The following is a 26,098-nucleotide window of genomic DNA, read 5'->3' as shown; positions in this document are numbered from 1 at the left end:
CGCCGGCCCGGGCCGGGGGTTTAACGGGGGTTTAGCGGGGGTTTAGCGGGGGTTTAGAAGTACGTCTTGCCCACCAGCACCACGTCACCCAGCTCCACGGGCTCCAGCTGGCTCTCGGCGTCCGCTCCGGGGAAGTAGAGCACCGCGCCGCGCAGCGCCCCGTCGTGGTCGACGTCGATGGAGTTCTGCCCGGGCTGGAAACGGCCCTCCGCCAGCTCAGGCAGCCCGGGCAGGTCGTCTGCTCCGTCGACCTGCGCGGTACCGCCCGTCCCATCGCCAGCCGGGATGCCGTACACCCTGTACTCGGCTCCGGCGGTGGGTGCGGAGACGACGATCTGGTTGAGTGTGAACGTCACCTCCGGCGCCGCGGTGGCGGTGAGCCCCGAGCCGCGGGGCGCGCTCCACACGGTCGAGGCGTCGTCGTCGAAAGCGAGCGCCGCAGGGGCCGCCCCGGTACCCCACGATGCGGTGGAGAGGTTGCCGATGACGACGTCCACCCCGCCAGATCCTTCGCCGGGAGTGGCGGGTGCCGACGTCGTTGTTTGCGGCGCCAGCGGCGTGTTCGGGGTGTCGCGGCCGACGGCGCGCACCAGGTAGGCGGTCAGCGCAGCGATGAGAATGACCATCGAGATGGCCGCTAGCAGGATGAGCAGGAGGGACAGCGGCCGGTAGTCCTGGCGGCCGAATCCCCCGCGCAGCGCCGCCGGCTCGACCACGTGCTCGGGGGCCGGCTCCACCGTGGTCTCCACCGTGGTCTCCGCCGCCGGTTCTGCCACCGGTTCTGCCACCGGTTCTGCCACTGAGACGCCACCCGCCGCGTCAATCGCATCTTGCACATCCGCCTCGCCCGCCGCGCTCGTCTCGCTCGCCGCGGCGCCGTCAGCACCGCCGGCACCGTCAGCGCCGCTGTGGCTGAGCTGCTCCAGCGTCTCGGCGATGTCGCGGAAGTCGTCGGGTGCGGCAGAGGGGGCGTCGGCAAGCGCGCGCGCCTGGGCCACGGCGCCCTCTAGGCCCGACGAGCTGACGTTGCTGGACAACAGGGCCAGCGCCGAGGCGAGCGCCCCGGCGTCTTTCACGGCGGAGGCGTCCGGGAGCACCGCGGGGAAGGCGAGGCGAATGACGCCGTCGGACGACACGCGCAGGCGGTTGCGGTTGTCTAGGCCGAGCGGGATGCCCGCCGCGTGGGCGTCGCCAAGCGCGCGGGCTAGCGGCGACAGCGCGTGCGCCACGGCCTCCGTGTGCAGCGTCTGGCCCGCCTCGGCAACGGCCTTGACGCTGGAGCCCGGGACCCAGTCCGCGACGATGAGCGCGCCCGAGCGGTAGGACAGGATCTGGATGTTGTCGGCCACCGCCGGGTTGTTCAGAGTGGCCAGCTTGCGGGTGCGGCGCACCACACCGGCGGCATTAATCGCCGCTTCGCGCGGCGTCGGCGGGGCCATCGGGGCGGTACCCGAGGTGTCCACAAACGTCAGGGCCACGGTGCGGCCGGTGGCCAGCTCACGCGCCTGCCAAAAGCGGGTGGACTGGGAAGAGCCGTGGTCGCGGATGAGGCGGAAGCGCCCGTCGGAGACGGCCGCGCCCGGGACGAGCCGCGGGCCGCGCACCACACCGGCGGACATCGGCGGCGGGACCGGGGAGGCGTTGAATGAGTCGGTGGCCAGGAATTGCGTGGACACGTCGCGCGGGTCGACTTCCCCGACCTCGAGGGCCTTGTCCTCGTCGGGGCGGATGAAGCGGCCGAGGCCGGGCACGCGGGTCAGCGCCCGGCCGAGGTTCTGCACCTCCGGCAGGCCCGAACGGGAAAGGACGAGGCCCGTGATGACGAGGAACACGATCCCCTGCAGCGCGACCTCGATGAGGTAGCCCACGGATGCCAGCCCCCCGAGCCCGACGGCGGAGCCGAGCAGGCGGGGCATATCCAGACCGAGGCCGTTTTTCAGGGTTAGTTTGACGGCCAGGACGACGGCGATGCCGGCGAGCGCGGACCCGAGTGCCCACGCGCTGGTGCGCAGCACCGACGCCGCCTCCAGGGTGCCCAGCTTGCGCCGCAGAAGGAAGGCGCCGATGACGGCGCCGGCGATGAACCCGAACCCGTTGGCGGCGGCCAGCAGGATCACCACCGCGGAGGTATCCGCCGCCACCAGCGGGGCGAGCAGGGACAGGGCGACCTTGGTCACGGTGATCCCGGCGATGATGAACGTCGGCGTCCAGGCCTCCTCGCGCGCGTAGAACACGCGCAGGTGGAGCATGACAAGGGCGTACGGGATGAGGGTGAAGGCGGAGAAGCTGATGGCCAAGCCGAGAATGCGGGCGTGCTCCACGTCGAAGTTGCCGTAGGCGAACAGGCCGTGGCCGATGTCGGGGCCGAGCGCCGTCATGAACACGATGATCGGGATGAGCGCGATGAACGTCAGCTTCGTGGCCAGGGTGAGGTCGCGCACGACGGCGCGGTCGTCGCCGTCGGCGGCGTTGCGCGACAGCCGCGGCATGATGGCCGTCAGCAGCGTCACGCCGATGACGCCGTAGGGGACCTGCAGCAGCATCCAGTGCTGCTGGTAGATGATCGGAGCGGAGGCGTCGGCAACCGAGGCGACGCGCGTCGTCACGGCGTAACCGAGCTGGCTGACCGCCACGTAGGCGATGATCGCCAGCGCCATGCCGCCGAAGGACTTGAGGCGGTCGTCGATGCCCCACAGCGGCCGCAGGTCGATGCCGAGGCGCCGCAGCGCCGGCAGCATGATGGCGCACTGCACCACGACGCCGAGGGTCGTGCCTATGCCCAGCAGCAGGACGTGCGGATTGCTAATCGGCGCCGGCGCGGCCGGGTTCAGCGCCCCCGGCAGGAGCATGTAGAGCCCCAGGACGGCGATGGAGACGACGTTGTTGGCCACGGGCGCCCACGCGCCCGGGCGGAAGTGCTCCTTCGTGTTCAGGATGGCCATGAACAGAGCGAACATGCCGTAGAAGAAGATCTGCGGCAGCAGCAGGTAGGCGAACGACGTGGCTTGGACGACGTTGACCTTGCCGTCGTCCTCGAGCATGATGCGGGTCAACCAGGGTGCGGCTGCCACGGCGAGGATGGTGACCACCGTCAACAGCGTCAGCGCGAGGGTGAACAGCTGGCGGATGAACCGCGCTCCCCTGTCGGGGTCCTCCTTCTCCGCGCGCACCAGCACCGGCACCACGAGGGCGGTGAGCACGGAGCCCAGCACGATCTCGGTGATCAGGTTGGGCAGGGTGTTGGCTGTGTTGAACGCGGAGGCGACGGGTGCGCCGAGCGCCGCGCCGATGAGCACGGTGCGGATGAATCCCGTGATGCGCGAGAGCAGGGTCGCCAGCGCCATCGAACCGGTCGAGCGCACGACGTCGGTATTTGAGGTGTTGGAGGTGTTAGAGGTCTGCGCCGCGGAACCGTCCTCCGAGCCGGCGGCGGACTCGGCCACCTCGGGCGCGCGGGGCGCTTCGAGGGTTTCCAGCGCTTCGCCGGACGGGCTGATCGTCAGGGCCGAGCGGTCCTGATCCGGCTCCACGCTGTCGTCCTGTGGGGTTACGGCCGGGCGCGGAACCGGCACGGGAGCCGGCGGCGCGGGTGCGACGATGCGACGGCGCAGCCCGGCTGTGTGTGGGTGCGGGTCCTGGGTCACGGGGTTACTCCTGTTCGGGCTGTGCTGGGGGGAGCGGGGGCTGCCGCCTGTGGCGCCTCGTTGCGGCGGGAAACACTAGCAGGAGGGCGAGGAATATGGCGAGCGCCGCCAGGATGACCCAGCCGCGCAGGGCCACGCCCGAGGTGCGCACGGTGATGTCAACGGGCTGGGAGATCTGCGCCCCCTGCGGGGAGGCGAGGAACAGGCGCAGCTGCGTCCCGCCCTGCTCCTCCGGCAGGTCGGCCGTCATGGACGTGGTGATGGAGCCATTGGCCGGGATCCGCAGCGTCGGCGGGACGTTGAGCCTGGCCCCCTCGGGCCCGTGGTAGCGGATCGTCGCGTCTACGGGCAGCGGCAGGCCGTTGCGCGCGACGATCACCAGCGGCGAGGCAGGCGACGTGCGGGTGTACACGTTGCCGGGCGGAATGAGCGCAACGGCGGAGCGCAAGGCGTTAAGCGTGTCGCGGCTGCCCGCCAGACGGCGGCTGGTTGCCTCCACGGCCTCCGGGTGGAAGGTGTAGGCGCGCCGACCGCTGAGCGACAGCGCGGTAAGCAGGTCTCGGCGCAGCGGGAGCGTGAACCCGTAGCGCGATAGCGCGATCGCAGGGTCGGCGACCAGCAGCCCCGAGAGCTCGTCGATGAAACGGCCCTGCTGGCTGGCCGTGAGGATTTCGGAATCGCTGAAAATGGTGGGGTCGGCGGCGGGACTGCCGGTGGCGTCCGCCCCGGCAACCGGTGTTCCCTCCGGCACGGAGAGGTAGCTTTCCAAAGACATGGGCTGCGCCGCCCCGGTGGACAAGGTGTCGCGCACGGCGTCCATCACGTCGGCGGCGCCGGCCGCATCCCACGTCACGGGCGGGTTGAGCAGGATCGGGGCGGGCCCGGGGCCGTCGGCGTCCTGCTCCCCGGACGGGTACTCCCACGCGGACTGCGCGGCGAGGTGGACGGCGCTGGCGGCGTTGACGGAACGCGCCTTGGGCGAGTCCCGGGTGTAGTCGAAGCGCAGCCCTTCGGGCGAGTAGCCGGTGGTCTCGGGGTGCTCCCCCACCGTCGCCAGCACCGTGGCCAGGGAATCCTGGTAGCCCACGGACATGACCCCGGGCGACATCCACGCGAAGCGCTGGTCGGGGGGCGCCGGGGGGACCGTGTTGCCGGCCATGAGCACCCGCACGGGTTGCTCCGGTTCAGGCGCGCTGACAGAGGCCACCGGCGGCGTGTCGGCACGGTCGAGAGCCGCCTCGCTAGCGTCCCCGGCGGGGCCCGAGCCCTGGGTGGCGCTCGAGCGCTGTGCGCGTTCCCACGATCCCTGTATCCCCTCGGCGGCGATGGTGGAGCGCGAGTGATCCGCCCAGCCGAGCGCGGCCGGAACGCCCGGGGCGACATAGCCTGCGCCGGGCACGACGGTGTTGAGCAGCCCGCCCGACCCCACGATCTCCTGCAGCGTGGAGGGCCCGCGCTCCACCGCCTCGCGCATGAGCCAGGGGTCGCCCGTGCGGGCGACGGCGTTGAGGTCCGTGTTCGCCCACGGCAGCGCAACGACGCAGCGGGCCGCGGCGAGCTGCGTCACGGCATCCAGCCATGCGCGGGCGTCCTCTGAGCCCCGCCCGGGTTCGCCGGCGTTTTCCGCGCCGTTTATCCCCCACGAATCCCGGAGGCGCTGCGGGGGCTCCACCAGGTCGGGCCGCGTGGCGGAGACGGTGTACCCGCTGGTCATGCGGTTGACGGTGTGGATCGTCGCCGGGTCGAGGGCGAGGCAGGTGGATTCGGCTACCTGCGGGTCGGCGGTGGCGTCGGTGTAGACGTCGAGAAGCGAGCGGAGCCTGCCGCCCGGCGCGAGCTGGCCCGCGAGGTTCTCGCTGCCCAGGATCAGCGGCGGCTCGCCCGGTGCCGAACCCGTTTCGCCGGGGACGATGTCTACCGGGGCGGACAGGGGAAACAGCGTGGTCATGCCGGCCGGGCGGGCGCCGTCGGGCGTGCCGCGGATGGAGATGTGGAAGCGCTCGGTGTCCAGCAGGGCCCCGTTTTCGGCGCTGAGCACGAACATGACGGGGTAGGTGGCAATTCCCGGCAGCGGGAGCGCGTCCTCGGTGATCGTCAGCTCCAGCTGGGTGCTCCCCCCCGGCGGGAGCTGCGTATCGACGCCCACCTCACGGCCGACGACCGTGTACTCCAGCGGGTTGGCCACGGCGGCGACCTGCTGGTCGAGCACGGAGCCGGTGGCCGGGCCGCGTCGGGGTGTCACGGTGAGTCCCTCCAACTGCTCGTCGGAGGTGTTGGTCACCATGAGGGTCACCGTGAGCGGGTCGTGGGCGGAAAGTACCGTGGGCGCGCTGACGAGCGTGACGGTGGCCGTCTCCCCCTCCCCGGGGCGCACCGCTGGGTTGACCCACTGCTGGGCCACGGCGGGGTTGTCGGGGTGCAGCGCAACGGGCAGCGACTGCTGCGCGCCCGCCACGGGGATGAAGGCGCTCGCGGCCGCGACAGCTGTCACAGCTGTGACAGTTGTGACAGCGGCTGGCCGCAACCATCGGCCACGGAGGGTGAGCCTCATCGCGGGGTCGCCCTTCCGGCGTCGGCTTCCTTTCTTGCGATGGCAGGCATGCGGTCGACGGCGATGCGGGCGAGCTTGCGCTCGTCGGCGTAGGCAAGGTGCTCGATGAGCTCACTCATGGGCACCCACGTCACTTCGGTGACTTCGGGGTCTTCGTCGTTGAGGACCCCGTCGACGTAGCGCAGCAAGTTGTGGTGCACGGTTTTGTGGATGCGCACGCCCTCGGAGACGAACCAGTAGTCGATCACCCCGAGCTCTTCGAAGGCCTCGCCGAGGATGCCGGTCTCCTCCCACACCTCGCGCTCGGCCGTGGTCCACTGGTGCTCGCCGTCTTCGACGTGCCCTTTCGGCATGGACCACAAGAGCCGCCCGCGGCGGTCGAGGCGGCCGATGAGCGCGACGTAAATGCGTGACAAGTCGACTTTGCCGCCCGGACCGACGGCCTCCGCCATCCCGGAGACCACGAGGCCGCCCGCGGACGTCTCGTCGCGCGTCTCCATCGTGGTGTCGGCGTGGTGCGAGCCGCGATGGTTGGAGCGGTAGCGGCTGGTGTTCTGCCGCTGGTTTCGGCCGCGCCCCGACCCGCGGCCCCGCCTGCGCCGGTTCGAGCGGTTACCCCCGGACTTCGCGGAGCCTGACGCCTTCGCGGGTTCCTTCCCGCCGCCCGCGCCTGAAGCGCCGTCCGGTTTCGCGGCCTGGTTCTTTTCTGTGCCGGCGTTGCGCGCCGCCCCCGAGGCAGGCCGCGACCCGCGGCGGCGCCTCTTGCGCGGGCGGGGGCTGCTGTCGCCGGCTCCACCCTTCTTCGGGTCCGAGCCCGGCGTGGGTCGGGAGTTGTCAGTCATCCGCCTCATCGTATCCGGCTGCGAGGGGTTTTCGGTATTTATAGGTGCGTGTGCGCGCCGGGTATCGTGGTAGTGGTGACAACGCCTGACAATTACCCCGAGCTTTTCCACCTCCCCTCCCCCTCCGACCCGCACGCCGAGGCGGCGCTTCTGGCGCGGGCGCAGGGGGCCGTCGATACGCTCGCGGGCCTGCTCACCCCGCTGGCTTCTCTGTTCCAGGAGCGGGGCGAGTCGCTCTACCTCGTCGGGGGGCCCGTGCGCGATGCCATGCTGGGCCGGCTGGGCCATGACCTGGACTTCACCACTTCGGCGCGCCCCGAGGTGATCGCGGAGATCCTGGGCGCCTGGGGCGAGAAGACGTGGGACACCGGCATCGAGTTCGGCACCGTCTCCGCCGTCAAGCGCGGCCAGCAGGTCGAGATCACCACTTTCCGCTCCGACCTGTACGACGGCGTGACGCGCAACCCCGAGGTCACCTTCGGCGATTCGCTCGACGGCGATCTGGTGCGGCGCGACTTCGCCTGCAACGCGATGGCGATCGAGCTTTCGCTTGTCGACGGCGCGCTGACCCCCGCGTTCCACGACCCCGTCGGCGGGCTCGCCGACATCCTCCACCGGCGCCTCGATACCCCGCGGGCCCCGGAGATGTCGTTCCGCGACGACCCGCTGCGCATGCTGCGTGCGGCCCGGTTCGTCTCCCAGCTGGGTTTCACCGTCGCCGACCGCGTACGCGAGGCGATGAAAGACATGGCGCCCGAGATCAACCGCATCACGGTGGAACGCGTCCAGGCGGAGCTGGACAAGCTCATGTGCGGGGCGCGCCCGTGGGAGGGCCTGGACCTGCTGGTGGACACCGGGATTGCTGACCACATCCTGCCGGAGGTGCCGGCGCTGCAGCTGGAGACGGACGAGCACATGCAGCACAAGGACGTCTACCGCCACTCGCTGACGGTGCTGCGGCAGGCCACCGAGCTGGAGGAGGACGGGCCGGATCTCAAGCTGCGCTGGGCCGCGCTCATGCACGACGTGGGCAAGCCGGCGACCCGCGCTCTCAAGGAGGGCGGCGGGGTGTCCTTCCACCACCACGAGGTCGTCGGGGCGAAGATGACGCGCAAGCGGCTGCGCGCGCTGAAATACCCGAAGCACGTCATCGAGGACGTGGGTCAGCTGGTGTACCTGCACATGCGTTTCCACGGGTTTGCCGAGGGGCAGTGGACGGACTCCGCCGTGCGCCGCTACGTCACCGACGCGGGCGACCTCCTGCCCCGGTTGCACAAGCTGGTGCGGGCGGATTCGACGACGCGCAACGCAAAGAAGGCGCAGCGCCTGCAGCGCACCTACGATCACCTGGAGGAGCGCATCGCGGAGCTGGCGGCCAAGGAGGACCTGGCGCGCGTGCGCCCGGATCTCGACGGCAACGAGATCATGTCCATCCTGGGCTTAAAACCCGGCCCGGACGTGGGGAAGGCGTGGAACTTTATGAAGGAGCTGCGGCTCGAGCGCGGATCGCTCGAGCACGACGAGGCCGTCGCGGAGCTCAAGGCCTGGTGGGAGCGCGAGAATGCCTGAGTACTTTTACGCGGACCGGCTGTTCAACGGTTTGGAGCGCGAGGACCCGGCCCCGGGCATGCTGCTCGTCGCGGCGCCGGGGATGCTCTCGCCCGAGTTCGCCCGCACCGTAGTGCTCATCATCGACCACGCCGCGGACTCCACGCTCGGGGTGATCCTCAACCGCCGCAGCGAGGTCGCCGTGCACTCGGTGCTCCCCGAGTGGGTGGAGGCGGTCGCCTCCCCGCAGGCGGTCTACCTCGGCGGGCCGGTGAGCCCGCAGTCGGCGGTGGGGGTCGCGGTGACCCGGAACGGCGTGGCGATCCAGGATCACGGCGTGCTCACGCGTTTGGCTAACCGGATGGCGCAGGTGGACCTGCGCGCGGACCCGGGAGAGGTTACCGAGCTTGTCACGGGGATGCGCCTGTTCGCGGGGTACTCCGAGTGGGCCCCGGGCCAGCTCGACGAGGAGATCGAGCGCGGCGACTGGTTCGTCGCCCCCGCCCTGCCGTCTGACGTGATCGCCCCGGCGGCGGCCGATGTGTGGGGCGACGTGATGCGTCGTCAAGCGATGCCCCTGCAGCTGTTCGCCACCTTCCCCGCCAACCTCGAGGACAACTGACGTCCGCCATGGGTGTTTCACGTGAAACATGGGAGCAAGCGCGCCAGGGTGTGCGCGATAGCGCGCTCGTAGGCCTCGGGATCGTGCCGCTCGGGCTCGCCTTCGGCCTGCTCATCACCCAGGCGGGGTTCGCGTGGTGGTGGGCGCCCGTCTTCTCAGTCGTCATCTACGCGGGGTCGATGGAGTTCCTGGCCATCAACATGGTCCTGACCGGGGTGGGTCCCGTCTCCTCGGCCGTCACCGCGTTGATGGTTAACTTCCGGCACCTGTTCTACGGACTGACGTTCCCCCGCCACCTCATCGCCTCGCCCCTGGGCCGGGTCTACTCCACCTATGCGCTTACCGACGAGTCCTACGCCATCGCCTCAGCCACCCAGCCGCGCTCCGGGGCGCGCGTGCTTAGCGTCCAGCTCGTGTGCCAGATCCTCTGGGTAGTCTCGGGGATCGTCGGCGCGCTGGCCGGCCAGGTACTCCCGCCCGACGTCCAGGGTATGGAGTTCGCTCTGACCGCCCTCTTCGTGGTGCTCGCCTACGAGTCGTTCCAGGCGTCGCGCGACATGTCCGCGGTGCTTCTGGCCGCGGGGATCGGCCTCGCCGCGGCCCTCGTCGTACCAGGGCAGATGCTCATGGTCGCCCTCACGGCCTACTTCGCGCTCTTGCTCGCGCGGTTCTGGTCGCCGCGCCTCGACCGCGCGCTGACGTGGACGGTGAGGTAGATGGGCCTTCCTGAAGGGATCAGCCTGGCGATGGTCGCCGGCGTCCTCATCCCCGTCGGCGTGGTCACCGTGCTGCTCCGGACGCTGCCGTTCAGCTTCCTCCGGATGCTCAAGGGGAGCCCGCTCATCGAGTTTCTCGGCCTGCTCATGCCCGTCGGCGTGATGACGGTTCTGGTCGTCTACACCCTCTCCGGCGCCGCCCCCTCCCCCGGCGGAGTGTGGGCGGCCCTCGGGGCCGCGGCCCTCACCCTCGCCTTGCACGCGTGGCGACGCTCCGCCGCGCTCTCCATCCTCGTCGGGACGGCCGCCTACATGGCGCTGGTGAACCTCATCCTCTAGCGGTTTTCTAGCGCAGCTTCTGCAGCGCTTCCTCCCACAGACCCTCAAACTCCTCGAGGCTGAGCGCGGTCGCCGTGATCCCGTCGAAGTGTTCGTAGGTGGCGGGGTGCGGGACCGTCGGTAGCGGCATGTTCGCCTGGCCGACGACGCGCCCGTCGATGTAGATCCCGGTGATGGATTCCGCGGGGTCGAGCTCGATCATCCGCACCATTTTGCATTCTGCGGCCGAGAGCTCCTCCAGCTCGGCGATGTTGATGAGCTCGCCCCCGGAGGTCGGGTCCTCGTAGTGGATTCTGACGTAATGTTTCACGTGAAACCTTCCTGTTTCAGGCGCCCGCCGCGGCGGTGCGGGCGTATCTGGCCGCCAGCGAAGAGCAGATCATCAGCTGGATCATGTGGTAGATCATCAGCGGGACAATGAGGATACCCAAGGCCGCTCCCCCGAAGATAACGGAGGCCATGGGCAAGCCGGCGGCGAGCGACTTCTGGGTGCCGCACATCTGAATGGCCACGGTGTCGGCGTACCCGAACCCGAGGGCGCGCGGGACGGCCCGGGTCAGCCACAGCATGAAGCCCACGAGCGCGAAGGACAAAGCGATGAGGAAAACGATCTCCCAGCCCGAGACCTTGCTCCATACCCCCGCCACCATGCCTTTGGAGAACGCGGCGTAGACCACCATCCAAATCGAGATCCGGTCGACCTGCTTCGTGGCCTTTTTGGCGGCGAACTCCTTCGCCCCCGGCACGAAGTTGTGGGCGAGCTGCCCGAGGACGAACGGCAGCAGGAGCTGCAGGGAGATGTTGACAAACACCTGGGCGTCGATGGTGATGCCGTCTCCCGCCCCCATGAGCAGCATGACAAGGAGCGGCGTGATGACGACCCCCACCATGCTGGACACGCTCGCGGCGACGACGGCACCGGAGACGTTGCCTCGCGCGATGCCCGTCAAGGCTACGGAGGATTGGACTGTCGACGGGACGAGCATGGCGTAGAGGACACCCTGGTAAATGGCGTCGCTGACGACGAGCGTCGAGGCTCGTAGCGCCAGGCCCACCAGCGGATACACCACGAACGTGAACGCGAGGATCACCGCGTGGAGCCTCCAATGCGTCAGTCCCCGCAGCGCCTCCTGCGTGGACAGGCGCGCGCCGTAGAGGAAGAACAGAAGGGCGATCGCGAGCTTCGTGAGCACGTCGAAGACGTCGGCGAACGTCCCGCTGGCGGGAAACAGCAGCGCGAGGATGGCCGCCGCGATGATTCCCTGGACAAGGGGGTCTTTGAGGAATGAGAACATGGGGTAAGTCTACGAACCCCGCTACGCCCGCGTGCGAGGTCGCCGGCTACGCTTGGACGTCCTCGGCGGCAAGGCGGTCCCCTGTCTCCGTGAGCTGGACTTCCCGCAGCCCCCTCACAGCGGGCCCGGAGACGACGGAGCCGTCGGCGATATTGAACGTCGACCCGTGGGCCGTGCACCGCACCGTATCACCCTGGGCCAGGGTGATCTTCTTGAACTCGTGGGGGCACGTCGCCGAATACGCCACATAGTGGCCGGCCGTCGGCTGGGCGATGATGAACTTGTCCAAGATGACGGAGCCGCCGACGGGGACGGCGGTCTTTGCCACGTCTTCGGTGGGTTCGCTGCCGCACGCGGCGAGGAAAGCGCCGGCGAAGGTCGTGGCAGTGCCAAGGAGAAAGAGACGACGGGAGCAGGTCATGACTTCACAGTAGCGTGCTTCATGGCCGCGACGAAGGAAGACAGCTCCTTCTTGAGCGCATCCATGTCGGTCACCCGGCCCGGGGCGGGATGCTCGCCGGTGACGTGGGCGTCGATAATGCGGGTGAGGGCGGACCCGGAAATGGCCCCGGCAGCCCCCGCCTCGATCGCCGCCCGCACGTGCTCCGGGGAGGAGATGCCGAACCCCAGGAGCACGGGCGCGCCGCCGTAGCTCTGCACGTTGGCCACCACGTCCCGCAGCCCGTCCACGGACGACTCGCGCTCCGTGCCCGTCACTCCGTCGCGCGAGATCGCGTAAATGTAGCCCTTGGAGTGCGCGGCGACGCCCTGCAGCGTCGCGGGGGAGGCCTTGGCCGGGGCGATGTAGATCGGGTCGATGCCCGCCTCCTCCGCCGCGGCGTCGAAGGGGCGGCCCTCGCGCACCGGGACGTCGGGAAGCAGAATGCTGTCCGCCCCGGCCTCGGCGAATTCGCGGTAGAAGGCGTCGAGCCCGCGCACGTAGGCCACGTTGGCGTAAATGAGCATGCCGATGGGCAGGTCGGGGTAGCGCGACCGGATTTCGCGCACGACGTCGAGCGCCCTGTCCACGGTGGATCCGCCGTCGAGCGCGCGCACGTGGGCTTTTTGGATGGCCGGACCGTCGGCGACCGGGTCGGAGAAGGGCACCCCGAGCTCGAGGGCGTCGGCGCCCGCCTCCGCGGCGGCGGAGACGATCTCGATGGACTCCTCCGGGCTGGGGTCGTTAAGCATGATGAAGGGCACGAACGCCCCTTCGTTCTTCTCCCGGAGGGCGGCGAAGGTGTCGGCGTAGCGGGTCATGTCAGAACTCCGTTTCGGTGGAATCGATGAGGAACTCGGGGTGTTTCTCTAGGGTTGCGCTCACGTGGGCGATGTCTTTGTCGCCGCGCCCGGACAGAGAGACGAGGATATTCAGGGGCTCCCCCTCCGCGGGCGCTTCGGCCGCACGCCGCAGGGCGTAGGCGAGAGCGTGGGAGGACTCCAAGGCGGGGATGATGCCCTCGTGCCGGCTGAGCAGTTGGAAGGCACGCAGTGCGTCCCCGTCCGTCACGGGCACGTAGCGCGCGCGGCCCGTCGCGGCGAGGTAGGCGTGCTCCGGGCCCACAGCGGGATAATCCAGGCCCGCGGAGATGGAGTAGGACTCCTCGACCTGCCCGTCGGCGTTCCGCATCAGGTAGGACTTCGTGCCGTGCAGGATGCCGACGGTGCCCGCGGCGATGGCCGCACCATGCCTGCCCACGCCGACACCCTCCCCGCCCGGCTCCGCGCCGACGAGCTCGACGCCGTCGTCTTCGATGAAGTCGGCGAACATTCCGATGGCGTTGGAGCCTCCGCCGACGCAGGCCACCACGACGTCGGGCAACGCACCGATCCTCTCGAGCATCTGGGCGCGGGCCTCCGTGGAGATGACGCGGTGGAACTCCTTGACCATCTTCGGGAACGGGTGCGGTCCCGCGGCGGTGCCGAGCAGGTAATGGGAGTCGTGGAACGTGGCCGTCCAGTCCCGCAGCGCCTCGTTCACGGCGTCCTTCAGCGTGCCCGAGCCCGAGTTGACGCCGACGACCTTCGCGCCCATGAGGCGCATGCGGTAGACATTCGGTTCCTGCCTGGCCATGTCCTCCACACCCATGTACACCACGCACTCCAGGCCCAGGAGGGCGCACGCCAACGCGGTTGCGGTGCCGTGCTGGCCCGCCCCCGTCTCGGCGATGATGCGCTTCTTACCCATCTTCTTGGCCAGCAGCGCCTGGCCGATGACTTGGTTCGTCTTGTGCGCACCGCCGTGGACGAGGTCCTCGCGCTTTAAAAAGATGCGGGCGTTGGCGCCCTCCAGGGGCAGGTTGCGGCACTCCGTCAGGGGCGTCGGTCGGCCCAGGTAGTCGCGCAGCAGGGCCCGGTACTCCGCCATGAACTCCTCGTCGTTGAACGCCTCGACGAAAGAGCGCTCGAGCTCGTCCAGGGCCGGGAGGAGCGATTCGGCGACGTACTGCCCGCCGAATTCGCCGTAGTAGGCAGGCAGAATGGTGCGTCCGCCGTCTTGGAAGTTGTCGCTCATCTGTCGATCCTTCGGGTGTGTTGTCGTCAGTCGTGGTAGTTGCGGATTGTGGTGTATGCGCGGCGCAGGGCGGCGGCGTCCTTGCGGCCGGCCCACTCCCCCGCGTCCGCGGGGTACTCGACGCCGGAGTTGAGGTCGACGCCGAGGCATCCGACCCGGAGGGCGTCGGCGACGTTGTCGGGGCCGATCCCGCCCGCCAGTAGCGCGTGGTCTTTGACCTCCGCGGGGACGAGGTCCCAGTCGAAGCTCGTCCCTGAGCCGCCGTCGGCGGCGTCGAGAACCAGCTTGTCGGCGACGCCCAGCAACGCGGTGGCCACCTGGGGACCCTCGGCGGTGGTCATGGACACCGCGCGCCACACCTCTATGCCGTCGCCTGCCGCGGCGCGCACCTGGTCGCGGACGTAGTTGACCAGGGCGATCTCCGCCTCGACGGATCCCTGGAAGGGGGCGTGGACCTGGACGGCGTGGAACCCGTCGCGCACGAGTTCGTCCCATCCGGTCGTCCGGCGGGATACTGCGACGTACTCCAGGTGGGGTTCGTGCGCCATGATGTCGGCGGATGTTTCACGTGAAACATGGCGCGGCGACGCCTCGTCGAAGATGAGCCCGCCGTACACGGCGCCGGCGGCGCGGGCCGCCTGCGCCGCTCCGCGTGTGGTGAGGCCGCACACCTTGTTGGTGCCGTACACGAGTGAGCGGGCCGCGAGGTCAATATCGGGCTGGCTGGTGAGTTGTGAGCCGACCAAGAAGCCGTCGGAGTGCCCGCCGAGGCGACGCACCGTGGCGACGTCGCGGATGCCCGATTCAGAGACGATGAGCGCGCCCTCGGGGGCCAGAGGGGCGAGGCGCGCTGAGCGGTCGAGGTCGATGGACAAGTCGTGGAGGTTGCGGTGGTTCACACCGAAGATGCGCGCCCCGAGGCGGCCGGCACGGCGGGCTTCCTCCTCGTCGATCACCTCGGTCAGCACGTCCATACCCAAGGACCCGGCGAGGTCGGACAGCCGCGTGTAGGTGGCATCGTCAAGCACGCTCAGCATGAGCAGGATCGCATCCGCCCCGAAATAGCGCGCGGCGTACACCTGGATGTCGTCCACGATGAAGTCCTTGCACAGCACGGGGAGGTGCGTGACGGAAGCGACGGTGGCCAGGTGGTCGTAGTCTCCCCCGAACTTGTCGGGCTCGCACAGAACGGAGATGCCGGCGGCGTAGCGGGAGTACACGGACGCGATCTCGCCCGGCTCGTAGTGCTCCCGGATCATCCCGAGCGAGGGCGAGGACGACTTGCACTCCATGATGAACTGGGTGCCCTCCCGGGCAAGCGAGTCGTAGAGAGACCGCTCGGAGATGGGTAGCGCTTCGAGATCGACGTGCGCCAGCCGCGCCCTAATTTCGTCAAGGTGACGAAAACGCCCCTGGACAATCCCCTCTAGAACTGTCGGCAATTTAGTCACTGTAATCGGCCTCCTCGTGCTTCTTCAGCCACGCGGCGACGGAGCCGTCGGCAAGCATGCCCAGGGCCCGATCCACGCCCTCGCGCATGGTGTCGGCGGTGCCGTAGAGATAGAACATGGCGCCCGCCGTCGCCGCGACGGCGTCGCGGTGCGCGTCCGGTCCCGCGCCGGCGAAGGTGGCGCGCATGTGGCGGGCGTTCTCCGCGCCGTCGCCACCGCGCAGATCCTCGAGGCTGTGGGTGGCCAGGCCGAGGTCGCCCGGGGTGATCTGGTAGTGCTCGATCTCGCCGTCGCGGAGCTCCCACACCTGAGTCTCACCGTGCACGGCGATCTCGTCCGTCCCGGCCCCATGCACCACCAGGGCGCGTGACCTGCCAAGATCCTTCATGGTCTCCACGATGATCTGCCCCATCGACGGTTGGGCTATACCCATAATTTGGAACTCCGGGCGTGCGGGGCTCAGCAGCGGACCCATCGTGTTAAACAGCGTCGAGACCCCGAGGGACTTGCGCACAGGCTGTACGTGCGCGATCGCCGGGTTATACGCCGGCGCGAACAGGAACGTGAAGTTCGATGCCTCGAACTGCCGCACGGCACGCTCCGGGTCGAGGTCGAGGGGAATGTTGAGGCTCTCCAGCACGTCGGCGGAGCCCGACTTCGAGGACACGGACCGGTTGCCACACTTGATCATCTTGACCCCGCCGGCGGCCGCGGTGAGCGAGGCCGCGGTGGAGATGTTGATGGTGTTGGCGCCGTCTCCGCCCGTGCCGGCGGAATCCATGATCCCCTCCCCCGTCACCGGGAAGGGGCGGCCGGCCGCGAGGAACGCACGCGCCGCCCCGGCGACATCGGCGAACGTCTCGCCGCGCGTGCGCACGGTGGCCAGCAGCGCCGCGATGTGCACGTCGTCGTAGTCGCCGACGGTCAGCGGAGTGAACGCCTCTACGGCTTCCTCGAGGGTGGGGGCAGGGTTATCCAAAAAGCGGCGCAGAATAGAAAGTGAATTGTCGCTGGCCATTGGTTAACGTCCTTTCATGTCGATGAGCTCGCCCACGCAGCGCTCGATCATGAGCGGGCCGCCGGGGGTGAGAATGGATTCGGGATGGAATTGCAGGCCGATGGAGAAGCCGTCGTCGCTGCGCGCGGCCATGACGACGTCTCCCAGTTGCGTTCCTGTGCGCGCCAGCGCGTGGAGCCCGGGCGGCAGGTCGACCGTGCCCAATGAGTGGTAGCGCGCCACCGGGACGGTCCGGCCCGGCGTGCCCGGGATGTCGTCGGTGGTCAGGCCGCGAAACAGCGGGGAATCTACCGCGGCGTCCTCCAGCCGCATGCCTATCGACGCCCCGTGCACCGGCCCGCACGGTTGAACCTTCCCCCCGAAGTGCTCCACGAGGGCCTGGAAGCCGAGACAGATGCCGAGGATCGGGATTCGGCCCTGCGCCGCGGCGATGACGTCCATCATGCTGCCCGCATCGCCGGGGTAGCCGGGCCCGGGCGAGAGCACGATGAGGTCGGGCCCGGCCGAGAGCACCGTCTCGGCGGCGACGGTGTTGCGGTACACGGTGGTGTCGAACCCGGCGAGCGCGTCGACGAGGTTGTAGACGAAGGAGTCCCGGTTGTCCAGGAGCACGATCCCGCTCATGCGTGAACCTCCAGTTCAGCTCCGGCCGCCAGCGCGATGGCGTTGAGCACGGCGTATGCCTTGTGTAGCGTTTCGTCGGCCTCGGATTGGGGGTTGGAGTCGCGCACGACACCGGCACCCGCTTGAACCGCCGCTATCCCCTCGGACACGTATGCGGAACGGATGACGATGCAGTTGTCCATATCCCCGTTGCCCGCGAGGTAGCCGATCGCCCCGCCGTAGGATCCGCGCCGCGCGCCCTCGAGCTCGCGCAGCAGCTCGGTCGCCCGCAGCTTGGGCGCCCCGGTGAGCGTGCCCATGTTCATGCACGCCCGGTAGGCGTCGAGCGCGTCCAAGTCCTCCGCCAGCGTGGCGGTGACGCGGGAGACCAGGTGCATCACGCGCGAGTACCGGTCCACCTGCAGCAGCTCGGCCACGCGGCGCGTGCCGGGCTGCGCAACGCGGGCCATGTCGTTGCGGGCGAGGTCGACGAGCATGGTGTGCTCGGCAACCTCCTTGGCGTCGGTGCGCAGCTGCAGCTCCATCCGCGTGTCCAGCTCGTGGTTGACGCTGCCGTCGGGGTTGAGGCCGCGCGGGCGCGTGCCCGCGATCGGGTAGAGCTGCACTTCGCGCGTGGCGGCGTTGAACTTCAGGTTCGATTCGGGCGAGGCGCCGAACAGCTCGTAGGCATCGCCCGTGCGCGAGATGCCCCGCACGTAGAACATGTACGGCGACGGGTTAGTCTCGCGCAGCTTCTGGTAGGCGGCAAAGGCGTCGACGCAGGTGGTGGAGAAGGTGCGGGCGGGAACGACCTGGTAGATGTCGCCGTTGTAGATATCGCCTTTGAGCTTGTCGACGTCCGCGCGGAACCGTTCGTCGGTGATATCGGCCGTGACGGCGAGCGTGCCCCCGGGGTGGGACGCCGGTTCGTAGGCGTGCGCGTCGTCCGGGTCGGCGCTGTTGATGCGGGCGGCTAGCTCGTCGAGCTCCGGGGTGCTCCCGTCGAAGGTGATGCCGGTGAGGTACGCGGTGCGCGATTCGTGGTCGATGCGCAGGAGCGTTTCCGCCAGCACGAACTGGTAGTCGGGGTAGGTGTTCACGGATTCCCCCACCTCGGGCAGCTCCTCGAAGGTGGCGAGATAATCAAAGGCCATGCCGCCCGCGAGGAAGGGGAAGCCCCCCTCGTCGTACCCGGCGCCGGTGGTCAGCGCGCGCAGTACCTCGGCGGTGGAGACGGCGGTGAGCCGCTCGCGCTCGTCCTCCGCCCGGGACGCGGGAAATTCGTAGGCGTCCTCCCCCACCAGGTAGTCGCCCAGCTGCTCGCGCAGGCGCGCGGCGATGATCTCCCCGGAGGGGGTGAGGGCCTGCGCGTCGACGCGCTGCCCGTTGCAGGTCACGCGTATCGACGCCCCCAGGACGGCGACAGACTGCAAGCCCGACTTCGTGGTGATGTCGGCGGACTCGAGTAACACGGAGTCAGTCGCTTCGGTTCCACCCACGTGGGCGAAGAGTGAGGAGGCGTTGGCGTGGTATTTCACGTCCACGCGCCGTACCTGCGGCGGGGTTTTGCTCATCAGTTCGTCCTTGCTCTGTGTTGTCTACACCGAGGGTACTGGTAGCAAAAGACCCGCGGTGCTTGGTTGGTTTGATCCAAGCCGGCGGGCCAAAAGGGGGTGTTCAACGTCTTGTGGCACGCCGCGTTACGCGCGCCACCACCACTGGGTGCACGGGGTGCACTGGGTGCCAAGAGTTGTTAAAGTCACGATATGGAATCGTAGTCCACGACGTGGGACACCGCAACCGTTATGAGGTGGACGGAAGAATCGTTCCTAAACGGCTGGACATCCCGTATTCTCGAGAGAAGATCTCAATGTCGAAGCTGTTCGTGAACAGATCCACATCTTCGGTAGGGCGGGAACTCAGCCCATGAACCTGAAGTGCCTTACCTCCCGCTAAGACAAATCCATGCGCGTCGGCGGCGCGAAGAGCGATCTGTGCGACTCGCGTCTGGAGGTCAGATTTATCGCTGCCCGGCATGGTTACGGAGTTCTTCGAAAGATTCTTCCCACGCGTTGCGGATAGTGGCGTCGAATGTGGTTGGCCACAGACGCACAAGATGGTCCTTGTTCACAAGCTGCGTCAGTTGCGCGAGGGTGGCTGATCCGAGGATCTCCCGATAGGCAGAGATAATCGCGGTATCGTTCGACAGGTCGACTACATGGTTGTCGGAACGCGCCCACATGATGGAGTGCGGCACTTCCATCATCCCGGTTGCAGGGTCCTTCAGATCATCCAAGGAGGAGGGCACGTCAAAGGGAGGCCGGAAATTCCGAGGAATGATAACCGGGTTGGTCATGGCAGTGGCCTCCTTCCGCGGAAAATGTGAAACGTTGTGGACGATAACCACAGCGTAGCAGCGGGTTCGCAGGATGCCGGAGACACCTGCTCGCCTCGTCTCAGCTCATAGCTGTACGAAGAAGAGTCATATCGCCCAGCCACCCTACAAGGATTGGAAGAGCCGGCCCCTGAGCCAGGGTGAGGCGTGGGGCTTCCCGGTTATCAGGTCACAGCGCATCTGTGAGGCGAGGGGGCTGGCACGCAAGCCATGCGGCTTTCTTGCCTCCCTTTTGTCGAGGGTGTGCTTGTATGCGCTGCGTGGGATTAATCGTTGATCCGTATTCGTAGTGACGATCCCCCGTCGTCATTTGGCCCCCGGCACATCCCCTATAGTGCCGGGGGCTTGCTCATATACGGGATTCCTGCTCTCGCCGGTCTGCTTGTCGGCCCTCGACGCGGCGTTGCGCAGCGCGTCCAGGTTCACCGCCGGCGCAGGGGCGGCGGGTTCGGTCTCGGCGCCGGACTCGTCGCGGGAGGCGTCGATTAGCGCGGCGGTCCTGGCTCCGACGTTTCCGCCGACGGAGAGCGCCACCACGGCGATGATCAGCGCGATGACCGACGCGATCCACAGCCAGCCGCTGGCGATGAAGGCGAAGGCGGCGCCGAAGGCGAGAGCCACGCCAGCGAAGACGACGAAGGGTCCGGTGACCTTGTGCGCTTGGTCCCACACGGCCTTGTCCTTGCGCACGGAGGCGACGCGCAGCCCGATGGCGGAGTTCCCGGGCAGCTTGCCTGCGGTCGCCATCCCGCCGACGACGAGCAGGAACAGCGTGAGGAGGATGAAAACGATACCGACGACGAGGTTCATGCCACCAAGCATAAGTGCCCGACGCGCGCGGCTTGCTGGGGGTACCAGTTGGTCTGGGTGAATGATATGCGCCACAATACAAGCTATGAAATCCAAACTACTGAGCTCGCTGCTGCTCTGGATCGTCGTGGCGATCGTCCTGGGCATTGTGTGCAGTTTCTTCTTCCCGGAATGGCTCGCCCGAGTCTTCGTCACCTTCAACGGCCTGTTCTCCAACTTCCTCGGGTTCTTCGTCCCCGTGCTCATCTTCGCGCTCATCGCCCCGGCCATCGCGGGGCTGGGCGCGGGTGCGGGCAAGTGGCTCGGTGTCACAGCCGGTATCGCCTACGCCTCCACTATCGTCTCCGGCCTCATCGCGTGGGGCACCGCCACGGCCCTCTACCCCACCCTTCTGGGCGACCGCACGCTCGTGACCAACGTCGACGACCCTGAGGCCGGCGGGTTGTCCCCCTTCTTCGAGGTGGAGATGCCGGCGCCGTTCCCCGTCATGTCGGCGCTGCTCCTGGCGTTCGTCATCGGCATCGCGATGACGGCGGTGAAATCCGACACCATGTTCCGCGTCCTCGACGAGCTCCAGGGCGTGATCATGAAGGTGGTCACCTCATTCGTCATCCCGCTGCTGCCGCTCTACATCTTCGGCACCTTACTCAACCTGGGCATGAACGACAGCTTCGGCTCCACCCTGGCTGCCTTCGGCACTGTGCTGCTGCTCTCCGTGGTGATGACGATCGTGATCATCCTGCTTCTCTACCTCCTTGCCGGGGCCATCGCGGGGCGCAACCCGTTCACCGCGCTGGGCAACATGATGCCGGCCTATTTCACGGCGCTGGGCACCTCCTCGTCCGCCGCGACCATCCCGGTCACCTACGCATCCACGCTGAAGAACAAGGTGGACGAGAACGTCGCCGGCTTCGTCATTCCGCTCTGCGCCACCATCCACCTGTCGGGCTCGATGATGAAGATCACGCTCTACGCGCTGGCCATCGTGTACATGGGCAACATGGACATCTCCGCAGCGCAGATCCTCGGGTTCCTCCTGCTGCTGGGCATCATGATGGTGGCCGCGCCGGGCGTGCCGGGCGGCGCGATCATGGCGGCCGTTGGCCTCCTGCAGGCGAACCTCGGCTTCGACGAGTCGGCGATCTCTCTCATGATCGCCGCCTACATCGTTGTCGACTCCTTCGGCACCGCCGCCAACGTCACCGGCGACGGCGCCATCGCGCTCATCGTCAACCGCTTCGCGGCCGGCCGCATCCAGGGTTACAAGCTCGAGCAGCGCGAGCTTGTCGACGCCTCCCCCAACGCATCCGGATCCACCGTGGCCAACCCCGCCTAACTCGGCGCGGACCCAAGATAGAGGGGGCCGATGTTTCACGTGAAACATCGGCCCCTTTATTCATTCGCGGCTAGATGCGCTCCCCCGTGGAGGCACTGAACGCGTGCAGTTCGCCAGGGACGACGCGGACGTGGACGGTGTCGCCCTCCCGCACGCCCGAGCGCGGGGGCGTGCGCACTACGAGGTCGCCCCCGGCGAGTGTGCCGTAGAGGTACGAGTCCGATCCCAGCTCCTCCACGATGTCCACGTGAACGGGGAAGGCACCCTCGGCCTCGGCGCCGACCATTTCGAGCGCCTCGGGCCTGAACCCGAGCACAATCTGGTTGTTGTCGGAGGGGGTCAGCGCGCTCAGATGGGCGCTATCAAGCGCAATGCTCGCCTCGCCCGCGGAAGCCGTGCGGGTGGAGGGGTCAACGGTGAAGGTGGCCAGGTTCATGGCCGGCGAGCCGATGAAACCGGCGACGAAGACGTTGCGCGGGGTGTCGTAGAGCTCGCGCGGGGTGCCCACCTGCTGCAGCACGCCGAAGTTGAGCACGGCGATGCGGTCGCCCATGGTCAGCGCCTCGGTCTGATCGTGGGTGACATACAGGGTGGTCACGCCCATGCGGCGCTGCAGGCTGGCGATCTGCGTGCGGGTCTGCACGCGCAGCTTGGCGTCGAGGTTGCTCAGCGGCTCGTCCATGAGGAAGACCTGCGGCTGGCGGACGATGGCTCGGCCCATTGCCACGCGCTGCCGCTGTCCGCCGGACAGGGCCTTCGGCTTGCGGTCGAGGTATTCGGTGAGGTCGAGGGTGCGCGCGGCTTCCTCGACGCGCTCGTTGATCCGCGCCTTGTCCATCCCGGCGAGCTTGAGGGCGAAGCCCATGTTCTCGCGTACGGACATGTGCGGGTAGAGCGCGTAGTTCTGGAACACCATGGCGATGTCGCGTTCCTTGGGCTCGAGGTTGGTCACGTCGCGGTCGCCGATGAGAATGCGTCCGGAGTTTGTCTCCTCCAGGCCGGCGAGCATGCGCAGCGCGGTGGATTTGCCGGAGCCGGAAGGTCCAACGAGGACGAGGAACTCTCCGTCCGCGATCTCAAGGTCGAGCGCGTCGACGGAGGGGGTATCCGCCCCCGGGTAGATGCGCATTGCGTTGTCGAAGGTGACGCTGGCCATAATGATTCTCCTCCATCGGCAGGAACGTGCCGAACGATCCGTAGTGGGGTTGCACTTACAAACTACACCCCATGTTTCACGTGAAACATGGGCGCTGCCCGACGCTGTATCCGCGGTATCCTTGGGTGCCATGGCCGCCGAGATCGTCACCACCCACTTCATCGCGCATAGCGAGGATGCGGCGGACGCATACGCTATCTGGCGCGGCAGGGTGGAGACCAGCGGCGCGGAGGTGCTGGCGCTCTCCCCCGCACCCCACCCCATCGACGACCAATTTATCCTCTGGGACCTGCGCACCGAGGCCGCATACGGAAACCTCCGCGACCCGGGCTCCATGCGGCTCTACGAACTCAACGCGCTTGTTGATTTCAACGGGATCGACCGCGACAACCGTATCGAGCAATTCTTCCTGGACGACCCGTTCGTGACCGCCCGCTACCCCTCCACCCTCGGCGGGCTCACCGGCCTGGTCACCCGCGACGGCATCGGCGAGCGCCCGCTGTCGTTGGTCACCGTGGTCTACCTCGGCGCGGAATCAGCCGTCCCCCATGTCCGCTCGCTTTTCGACGCCCTGATCACGCACTCACACGTCGTCGCCTACCACCCCGAACTCGGTCTGCTCGAAGGAACCGAGCACGCCTCACTCGTCGGGCCGCTGTGGGTGCGCGACGCCACCCTGAACATCATCGGCACGGGCGACCGCTTCTTCTCCCCCGGCAAGGAGGCGTGGTCCGGGTGGTTCCTCACCGCCGACGCGATAGAAACGGTCGAAGCGAACCTGACCGAGCTCATTGAGCCCGATGCCGTCGTCATCGGACGCGCTGTGGCAGAGCCCTTTTGACGGTAGAATGCGCGCCATGGCGAGTGGTGCGCAAATCGGCGCGGTAGTGGCAATCACGGCCCTGGTGGGCCTCGGCGTTGGCGTGCCCGCTGCGTCCCTTGTCGACATCCCCACACGCGAACAAGTCGCGGTGAGCACAGTGGGCGCGCCGAACGTTGTCATTGACGACCCGCATGATCTGCTCTCCCCCGAGGACGAGGCGCGCATGATGCGGGACGCCGAGCGCCTCGACGCTCCGTCGACCGTGCAGACGCTCCACTGGATGGTGTTCAACCAGACGCACGAGAATGTCAACGACACCGTCGAGGAGTTCATGCGTGACAATTATCCCGACCAGATCCGCGAGGACACATTCGCCGACGGGGTGCTCATCATCGGCGCCGGCACCGAGCAGCGTCAGGTGTTCGCATTCGGCGGCGAGGACGTCGCCGATCAGCTCTACCTGCGCGAAGGTGAGCGGCTGGAGAGGGTAAACGACGCCATGAAGCCGGGCATGCGCGACAACAACATCCCGGCGGCAATGTTCGCCGGCGCTAGCACGGCCATGGATGCCGCGGACATTGAGTCCTACGTCATTGGTGACGCGAGGGGCGACAGAATCGGCAGCGGCGTTGCCGCGGGAGTTCTCGCCGGCGGAGTGGGCTTGGCGGGATCCGCCTTCACCGTCGGTTCCATCAACCGACGCCGCAGGGCCGTGGCCCAGGGCCGCGAGGACTTTGAGCTGGTCACCCGCGAGTACGCGCAGCTGGGGCAGCGGCTGAACGAGGTAGACATCCGCGCCAACTCGCTCAGCAGCGCGTTTGCGGATAAGGAAATGCGGGCGCAGTGGGCCGAGGTGCGCGACCGCTTCCTGGGGCTGCACGAGACCGTATCTGGCGCGGGCGGGATCGCCAGCATAAACATGGACGACGACAAACAGGTGTGGGAGCACCGCAAGCAGCTAGCGGACGCCGCGGAGTCCGTTCGCCACACATCCAACGCCGAAGACAACATCAACCGCCTCTTCGCAGTGGAAAACGGAGATGCCGCCGCGCGCCGCTCGGATCTGACAGACATCCGGGAGGACATCATGCAGGCGCGTCTCGGTGTGAGAGACAAGGGCATCAAGGCGGAGCTGGCGAACCTGGAGTCCCGGGTCGACGAGCTCGACCGCAACCCCACCGACCCGCAGTTCCTGGACAAGTTCGTGCGCGTTCTGGGTGACTACCGCGTGCTTCTCGACGCAGTCAAGCGCAAGGAGTTCAGCGACGTCACGGAGCACACGAAGCTTGAACGCCCCGCGATTTACGACACCAGCTTCCACTACTCCGGCTACGTGCCGTACGTGGCCATGAGCAGCTGGCACGACTCAAACGTTGAGGCGGAGCGGGCTGCGCAATCGTCCTCCAGCACCAATTCGTCCTTCAGCTCCGGCTTTTCGGGCTCGGGCGGTTCGAGCAGCTACTAGGGCGTAGCCATGAGCGCTCTCACCTGTGCGGACGCGCTGTCGATGCCCGCATGCGCGGTGTCGGCACCCGACGCAGCGGCGCCGGAGGAACCTGGGACGGAGCCAACGGCCGCAGCGGCCGAGTCGACCGCTGAGTGCGCTGCCATGGTGGCGTCGACAAGCGCTCGCTGTGCGGGGGAACCGCTCGGGAAGGCCTCCAACACATCCGCCGTGAGCTGGGTTGCCGGGCCGTACGTCTGCGCGGACATGCTGAAGTCGGTGCCGTACGAGGCGCTCGCATGCACTGAGGCCCGGTCATCCGACCACCCCCACTTGGTGCCGATAACCCCCGGAACCAGCGCGGTGCCGTAGTTCTGCGCGTACCCGTCGGCGGCGACCGGTGTGGCGGTGGCGAGGGCGACCAAAATGGGATCCTGCAAGCCGTGGTCGCGCTTGCGCGCCTCCAAAAACGTGGAAGCGTCGTAGGTGGAAGTCGTGCTGTTGCCCCAGTGGCTCGCCGCGTGGGTGTCACCTAGGCCGTACTTCTCGGCGGTCACCGCGATCGATTGGGGGTAGGCGGTGTACAGGGACAGCGCGATCGCGTCGTCCGAGGTTTGCAGCATCCGGAACGCAGCTGCCTTTTCCGCCTCGGTGCCGTGATCGTACACGTAATCGGCGATGTAGAGCTTCACCAGCGAGAGACCCGGCCGGGACTCGTGCTGGTTGGGTGTGCCCACCGTCGTTCCGCTCGGGGAGTGCGTGAACGAGATGCTCGTCCGCGGCGGGACAGCACCCAGGTTCCCCGGAGCGGGGGCAGCGGCAGCCGCGGGGACGGCGAAGCAGCTGACACACGCCCCGGCTGCGAAACCTACGAGAATACGTTTAACGTAGCCGATCATGAACATAAAGTGTATTCCTCCCGCGCGGTGATTGCAGCGGGAAAGGGCTCGACTTGCCCAGGCGCTATACTCCCGCGGCCTATATGGTGCC

The 26,098-nt window shown here is 67.9% G+C and carries 24 protein-coding genes; 7 read left to right on the top strand and 17 right to left on the bottom strand.

Annotated features, from left to right (window positions below):
- Positions 1 to 53: 53 nt before the first annotated feature.
- Genes murJ through BLS40_RS07900 form a run of 3 tightly spaced genes read right to left on the bottom strand, consistent with a single transcriptional unit; the run spans position 54 to position 7,037 of the window.
- Positions 54 to 3,644, bottom strand: a complete 3,591-nt coding sequence (gene murJ / locus BLS40_RS07910; RefSeq protein ID WP_092150978.1) for a murein biosynthesis integral membrane protein MurJ — start codon at positions 3,642 to 3,644, stop codon at positions 54 to 56.
- 4 nt (positions 3,645 to 3,648) lie between these two features.
- The gene (locus BLS40_RS07905; protein ID WP_197672614.1) at positions 3,649 to 6,135 is read right to left on the bottom strand and encodes a DUF6049 family protein; all 2,487 of its coding nucleotides are present in this window, start codon (positions 6,133 to 6,135) and stop codon (positions 3,649 to 3,651) included.
- A gap of 56 nt (positions 6,136 to 6,191) precedes the next feature.
- Positions 6,192 to 7,037, bottom strand: coding sequence for an NUDIX hydrolase (locus BLS40_RS07900; RefSeq protein WP_092150975.1), 846 nt, complete (start codon positions 7,035 to 7,037; stop codon positions 6,192 to 6,194).
- Positions 7,038 to 7,103: 66 nt separating this feature from the next.
- Here BLS40_RS07900 and BLS40_RS07895 point away from each other — a divergent pair, with 66 nt between their 5' ends.
- Genes BLS40_RS07895 through BLS40_RS07880 form a run of 4 tightly spaced genes read left to right on the top strand, consistent with a single transcriptional unit; the run spans position 7,104 to position 10,262 of the window.
- Positions 7,104 to 8,606, top strand: coding sequence for a CCA tRNA nucleotidyltransferase (locus tag BLS40_RS07895; protein WP_407922404.1), 1,503 nt, complete (start codon positions 7,104 to 7,106; stop codon positions 8,604 to 8,606).
- On the top strand, positions 8,599 to 9,207 hold the full coding sequence (locus tag BLS40_RS07890; protein ID WP_092150972.1) for a YqgE/AlgH family protein: 609 nt from the start codon (positions 8,599 to 8,601) through the stop codon (positions 9,205 to 9,207). Before BLS40_RS07895 ends, BLS40_RS07890 begins: the two co-directional genes overlap by 8 nt.
- 8 nt (positions 9,208 to 9,215) lie before the next feature.
- The gene (locus tag BLS40_RS07885) at positions 9,216 to 9,923 is read left to right on the top strand and encodes an AzlC family ABC transporter permease (RefSeq protein ID WP_092150969.1); all 708 of its coding nucleotides are present in this window, start codon (positions 9,216 to 9,218) and stop codon (positions 9,921 to 9,923) included.
- Positions 9,924 to 10,262, top strand: coding sequence for a branched-chain amino acid transporter permease (locus BLS40_RS07880; RefSeq protein WP_092150966.1), 339 nt, complete (start codon positions 9,924 to 9,926; stop codon positions 10,260 to 10,262).
- A 7-nt stretch (positions 10,263 to 10,269) separates the two neighbouring features.
- Here BLS40_RS07880 and BLS40_RS07875 read toward each other — a convergent pair whose 3' ends face one another.
- The 12 genes from BLS40_RS07875 to BLS40_RS07825 all read right to left on the bottom strand — a co-directional run bounded on the left by BLS40_RS07875 (position 10,270) and on the right by BLS40_RS07825 (position 20,349).
- Positions 10,270 to 10,572, bottom strand: a complete 303-nt coding sequence (locus BLS40_RS07875; RefSeq protein WP_092150963.1) for a hypothetical protein — start codon at positions 10,570 to 10,572, stop codon at positions 10,270 to 10,272.
- Between the two features lie 16 nt (positions 10,573 to 10,588).
- Entirely contained in the window at positions 10,589 to 11,557 is a 969-nt protein-coding gene (locus BLS40_RS07870; protein WP_092150961.1) for a bile acid:sodium symporter family protein, read from the bottom strand.
- Positions 11,558 to 11,603: 46 nt separating this feature from the next.
- Positions 11,604 to 11,978, bottom strand: coding sequence for a Rieske (2Fe-2S) protein (locus BLS40_RS07865; RefSeq protein WP_092150958.1), 375 nt, complete (start codon positions 11,976 to 11,978; stop codon positions 11,604 to 11,606).
- Positions 11,975 to 12,817 carry a tryptophan synthase subunit alpha gene (gene trpA, locus BLS40_RS07860; protein WP_092150955.1) on the bottom strand — a complete coding sequence of 281 codons (843 nt, stop codon included), beginning with the start codon at positions 12,815 to 12,817 and terminating at the stop codon, positions 11,975 to 11,977. Before trpA ends, BLS40_RS07865 begins: the two co-directional genes overlap by 4 nt.
- A 1-nt stretch (position 12,818) precedes the next feature.
- A complete protein-coding gene (gene trpB / locus BLS40_RS07855; RefSeq protein WP_092150953.1) occupies positions 12,819 to 14,072 on the bottom strand; it encodes a tryptophan synthase subunit beta in 1,254 nt (417 codons plus the stop codon).
- Positions 14,073 to 14,098: 26 nt separating this feature from the next.
- Positions 14,099 to 15,529 (bottom strand): bifunctional indole-3-glycerol-phosphate synthase TrpC/phosphoribosylanthranilate isomerase TrpF, encoded by a 1,431-nt coding sequence (trpCF, locus tag BLS40_RS07850; RefSeq protein WP_092150950.1) that lies wholly within the window; start codon positions 15,527 to 15,529, stop codon positions 14,099 to 14,101.
- Entirely contained in the window at positions 15,516 to 16,541 is a 1,026-nt protein-coding gene (gene trpD / locus BLS40_RS07845) for an anthranilate phosphoribosyltransferase (protein WP_092150948.1), read from the bottom strand. The genes trpCF and trpD overlap by 14 nt, the downstream gene beginning before the upstream one ends.
- Before the next feature lie 3 nt (positions 16,542 to 16,544).
- On the bottom strand, positions 16,545 to 17,165 hold the full coding sequence (locus tag BLS40_RS07840) for a glutamine amidotransferase-related protein (protein WP_092150945.1): 621 nt from the start codon (positions 17,163 to 17,165) through the stop codon (positions 16,545 to 16,547).
- Positions 17,162 to 18,718 (bottom strand): anthranilate synthase component 1, encoded by a 1,557-nt coding sequence (locus BLS40_RS07835; protein WP_092150942.1) that lies wholly within the window; start codon positions 18,716 to 18,718, stop codon positions 17,162 to 17,164. The genes BLS40_RS07840 and BLS40_RS07835 overlap by 4 nt, the downstream gene beginning before the upstream one ends.
- Positions 18,719 to 18,947: 229 nt before the next feature.
- Positions 18,948 to 19,181 (bottom strand): nucleotidyl transferase AbiEii/AbiGii toxin family protein, encoded by a 234-nt coding sequence (locus tag BLS40_RS11385; RefSeq protein ID WP_157672462.1) that lies wholly within the window; start codon positions 19,179 to 19,181, stop codon positions 18,948 to 18,950.
- A complete protein-coding gene (locus BLS40_RS07830) occupies positions 19,165 to 19,500 on the bottom strand; it encodes a hypothetical protein (RefSeq protein WP_092150939.1) in 336 nt (111 codons plus the stop codon). Before BLS40_RS07830 ends, BLS40_RS11385 begins: the two co-directional genes overlap by 17 nt.
- 345 nt (positions 19,501 to 19,845) lie before the next feature.
- Positions 19,846 to 20,349 (bottom strand): SdpI family protein, encoded by a 504-nt coding sequence (locus BLS40_RS07825; protein WP_331710846.1) that lies wholly within the window; start codon positions 20,347 to 20,349, stop codon positions 19,846 to 19,848.
- Positions 20,350 to 20,434: 85 nt separating this feature from the next.
- Here BLS40_RS07825 and BLS40_RS07820 point away from each other — a divergent pair, with 85 nt between their 5' ends.
- Complete coding sequence (locus tag BLS40_RS07820; RefSeq protein ID WP_092150933.1) at positions 20,435 to 21,685, top strand: dicarboxylate/amino acid:cation symporter; 1,251 nt, start codon at positions 20,435 to 20,437, stop codon at positions 21,683 to 21,685.
- 70 nt (positions 21,686 to 21,755) lie between these two features.
- Here the strand turns inward: BLS40_RS07820 and BLS40_RS07815 are convergent, their stop codons facing one another.
- The gene (locus BLS40_RS07815) at positions 21,756 to 22,841 is read right to left on the bottom strand and encodes an ABC transporter ATP-binding protein (RefSeq protein WP_092150930.1); all 1,086 of its coding nucleotides are present in this window, start codon (positions 22,839 to 22,841) and stop codon (positions 21,756 to 21,758) included.
- A gap of 130 nt (positions 22,842 to 22,971) precedes the next feature.
- On the opposite strand from BLS40_RS07815, the gene BLS40_RS07810 reads away from it, so the two are divergent.
- Together BLS40_RS07810 and BLS40_RS07805 are read left to right on the top strand one after the other, a co-directional pair.
- On the top strand, positions 22,972 to 23,682 hold the full coding sequence (locus BLS40_RS07810; RefSeq protein ID WP_092150927.1) for a hypothetical protein: 711 nt from the start codon (positions 22,972 to 22,974) through the stop codon (positions 23,680 to 23,682).
- 16 nt (positions 23,683 to 23,698) lie between these two features.
- Positions 23,699 to 25,129 (top strand): DUF5129 domain-containing protein, encoded by a 1,431-nt coding sequence (locus BLS40_RS07805; RefSeq protein ID WP_092152230.1) that lies wholly within the window; start codon positions 23,699 to 23,701, stop codon positions 25,127 to 25,129.
- On the opposite strand, the gene BLS40_RS07800 is transcribed toward BLS40_RS07805, so the two are convergent.
- Positions 25,126 to 26,007 carry a hypothetical protein gene (locus tag BLS40_RS07800; protein WP_157672461.1) on the bottom strand — a complete coding sequence of 294 codons (882 nt, stop codon included), beginning with the start codon at positions 26,005 to 26,007 and terminating at the stop codon, positions 25,126 to 25,128. The genes BLS40_RS07805 and BLS40_RS07800 overlap by 4 nt on opposite strands.
- Between the last annotated feature and the right edge of the window lie 91 nt (positions 26,008 to 26,098).

The organism is Corynebacterium mycetoides (assembly GCF_900103625.1).
GTDB classification, from domain to species: domain Bacteria; phylum Actinomycetota; class Actinomycetes; order Mycobacteriales; family Mycobacteriaceae; genus Corynebacterium; species Corynebacterium mycetoides.
This window is presented reverse-complemented; position numbering and strand designations above follow the sequence as displayed.

Bases quoted from the DNA above. Each gene is read 5' to 3' on its own strand.
- BLS40_RS07900 (WP_092150975.1), bottom strand. From the start codon at position 7,037: ATGACTGACAACTCCCGACCCACGCCGGGCTCGGACCCGAAGAAGGGT.
- BLS40_RS07890 (WP_092150972.1), top strand. From the start codon at position 8,599: ATGCCTGAGTACTTTTACGCGGACCGGCTGTTCAACGGTTTGGAGCGC.
- BLS40_RS07885 (WP_092150969.1), top strand. From the start codon at position 9,216: ATGGGTGTTTCACGTGAAACATGGGAGCAAGCGCGCCAGGGTGTGCGC.
- BLS40_RS07880 (WP_092150966.1), top strand. From the start codon at position 9,924: ATGGGCCTTCCTGAAGGGATCAGCCTGGCGATGGTCGCCGGCGTCCTC.
- BLS40_RS07870 (WP_092150961.1), bottom strand. From the start codon at position 11,557: ATGTTCTCATTCCTCAAAGACCCCCTTGTCCAGGGAATCATCGCGGCG.
- BLS40_RS07865 (WP_092150958.1), bottom strand. From the start codon at position 11,978: ATGACCTGCTCCCGTCGTCTCTTTCTCCTTGGCACTGCCACGACCTTC.
- trpA (WP_092150955.1), bottom strand. From the start codon at position 12,817: ATGACCCGCTACGCCGACACCTTCGCCGCCCTCCGGGAGAAGAACGAA.
- trpB (WP_092150953.1), bottom strand. From the start codon at position 14,072: ATGAGCGACAACTTCCAAGACGGCGGACGCACCATTCTGCCTGCCTAC.
- trpD (WP_092150948.1), bottom strand. From the start codon at position 16,541: ATGGCCAGCGACAATTCACTTTCTATTCTGCGCCGCTTTTTGGATAAC.
- BLS40_RS07840 (WP_092150945.1), bottom strand. From the start codon at position 17,165: ATGAGCGGGATCGTGCTCCTGGACAACCGGGACTCCTTCGTCTACAAC.
- BLS40_RS07835 (WP_092150942.1), bottom strand. From the start codon at position 18,718: ATGAGCAAAACCCCGCCGCAGGTACGGCGCGTGGACGTGAAATACCAC.
- BLS40_RS11385 (WP_157672462.1), bottom strand. From the start codon at position 19,181: ATGCCGGGCAGCGATAAATCTGACCTCCAGACGCGAGTCGCACAGATC.
- BLS40_RS07830 (WP_092150939.1), bottom strand. From the start codon at position 19,500: ATGACCAACCCGGTTATCATTCCTCGGAATTTCCGGCCTCCCTTTGAC.
- BLS40_RS07825 (WP_331710846.1), bottom strand. From the start codon at position 20,349: ATGAACCTCGTCGTCGGTATCGTTTTCATCCTCCTCACGCTGTTCCTG.
- BLS40_RS07820 (WP_092150933.1), top strand. From the start codon at position 20,435: ATGAAATCCAAACTACTGAGCTCGCTGCTGCTCTGGATCGTCGTGGCG.
- BLS40_RS07815 (WP_092150930.1), bottom strand. From the start codon at position 22,841: ATGGCCAGCGTCACCTTCGACAACGCAATGCGCATCTACCCGGGGGCG.
- BLS40_RS07810 (WP_092150927.1), top strand. From the start codon at position 22,972: ATGGCCGCCGAGATCGTCACCACCCACTTCATCGCGCATAGCGAGGAT.
- BLS40_RS07805 (WP_092152230.1), top strand. From the start codon at position 23,699: ATGGCGAGTGGTGCGCAAATCGGCGCGGTAGTGGCAATCACGGCCCTG.
- BLS40_RS07800 (WP_157672461.1), bottom strand. From the start codon at position 26,007: ATGATCGGCTACGTTAAACGTATTCTCGTAGGTTTCGCAGCCGGGGCG.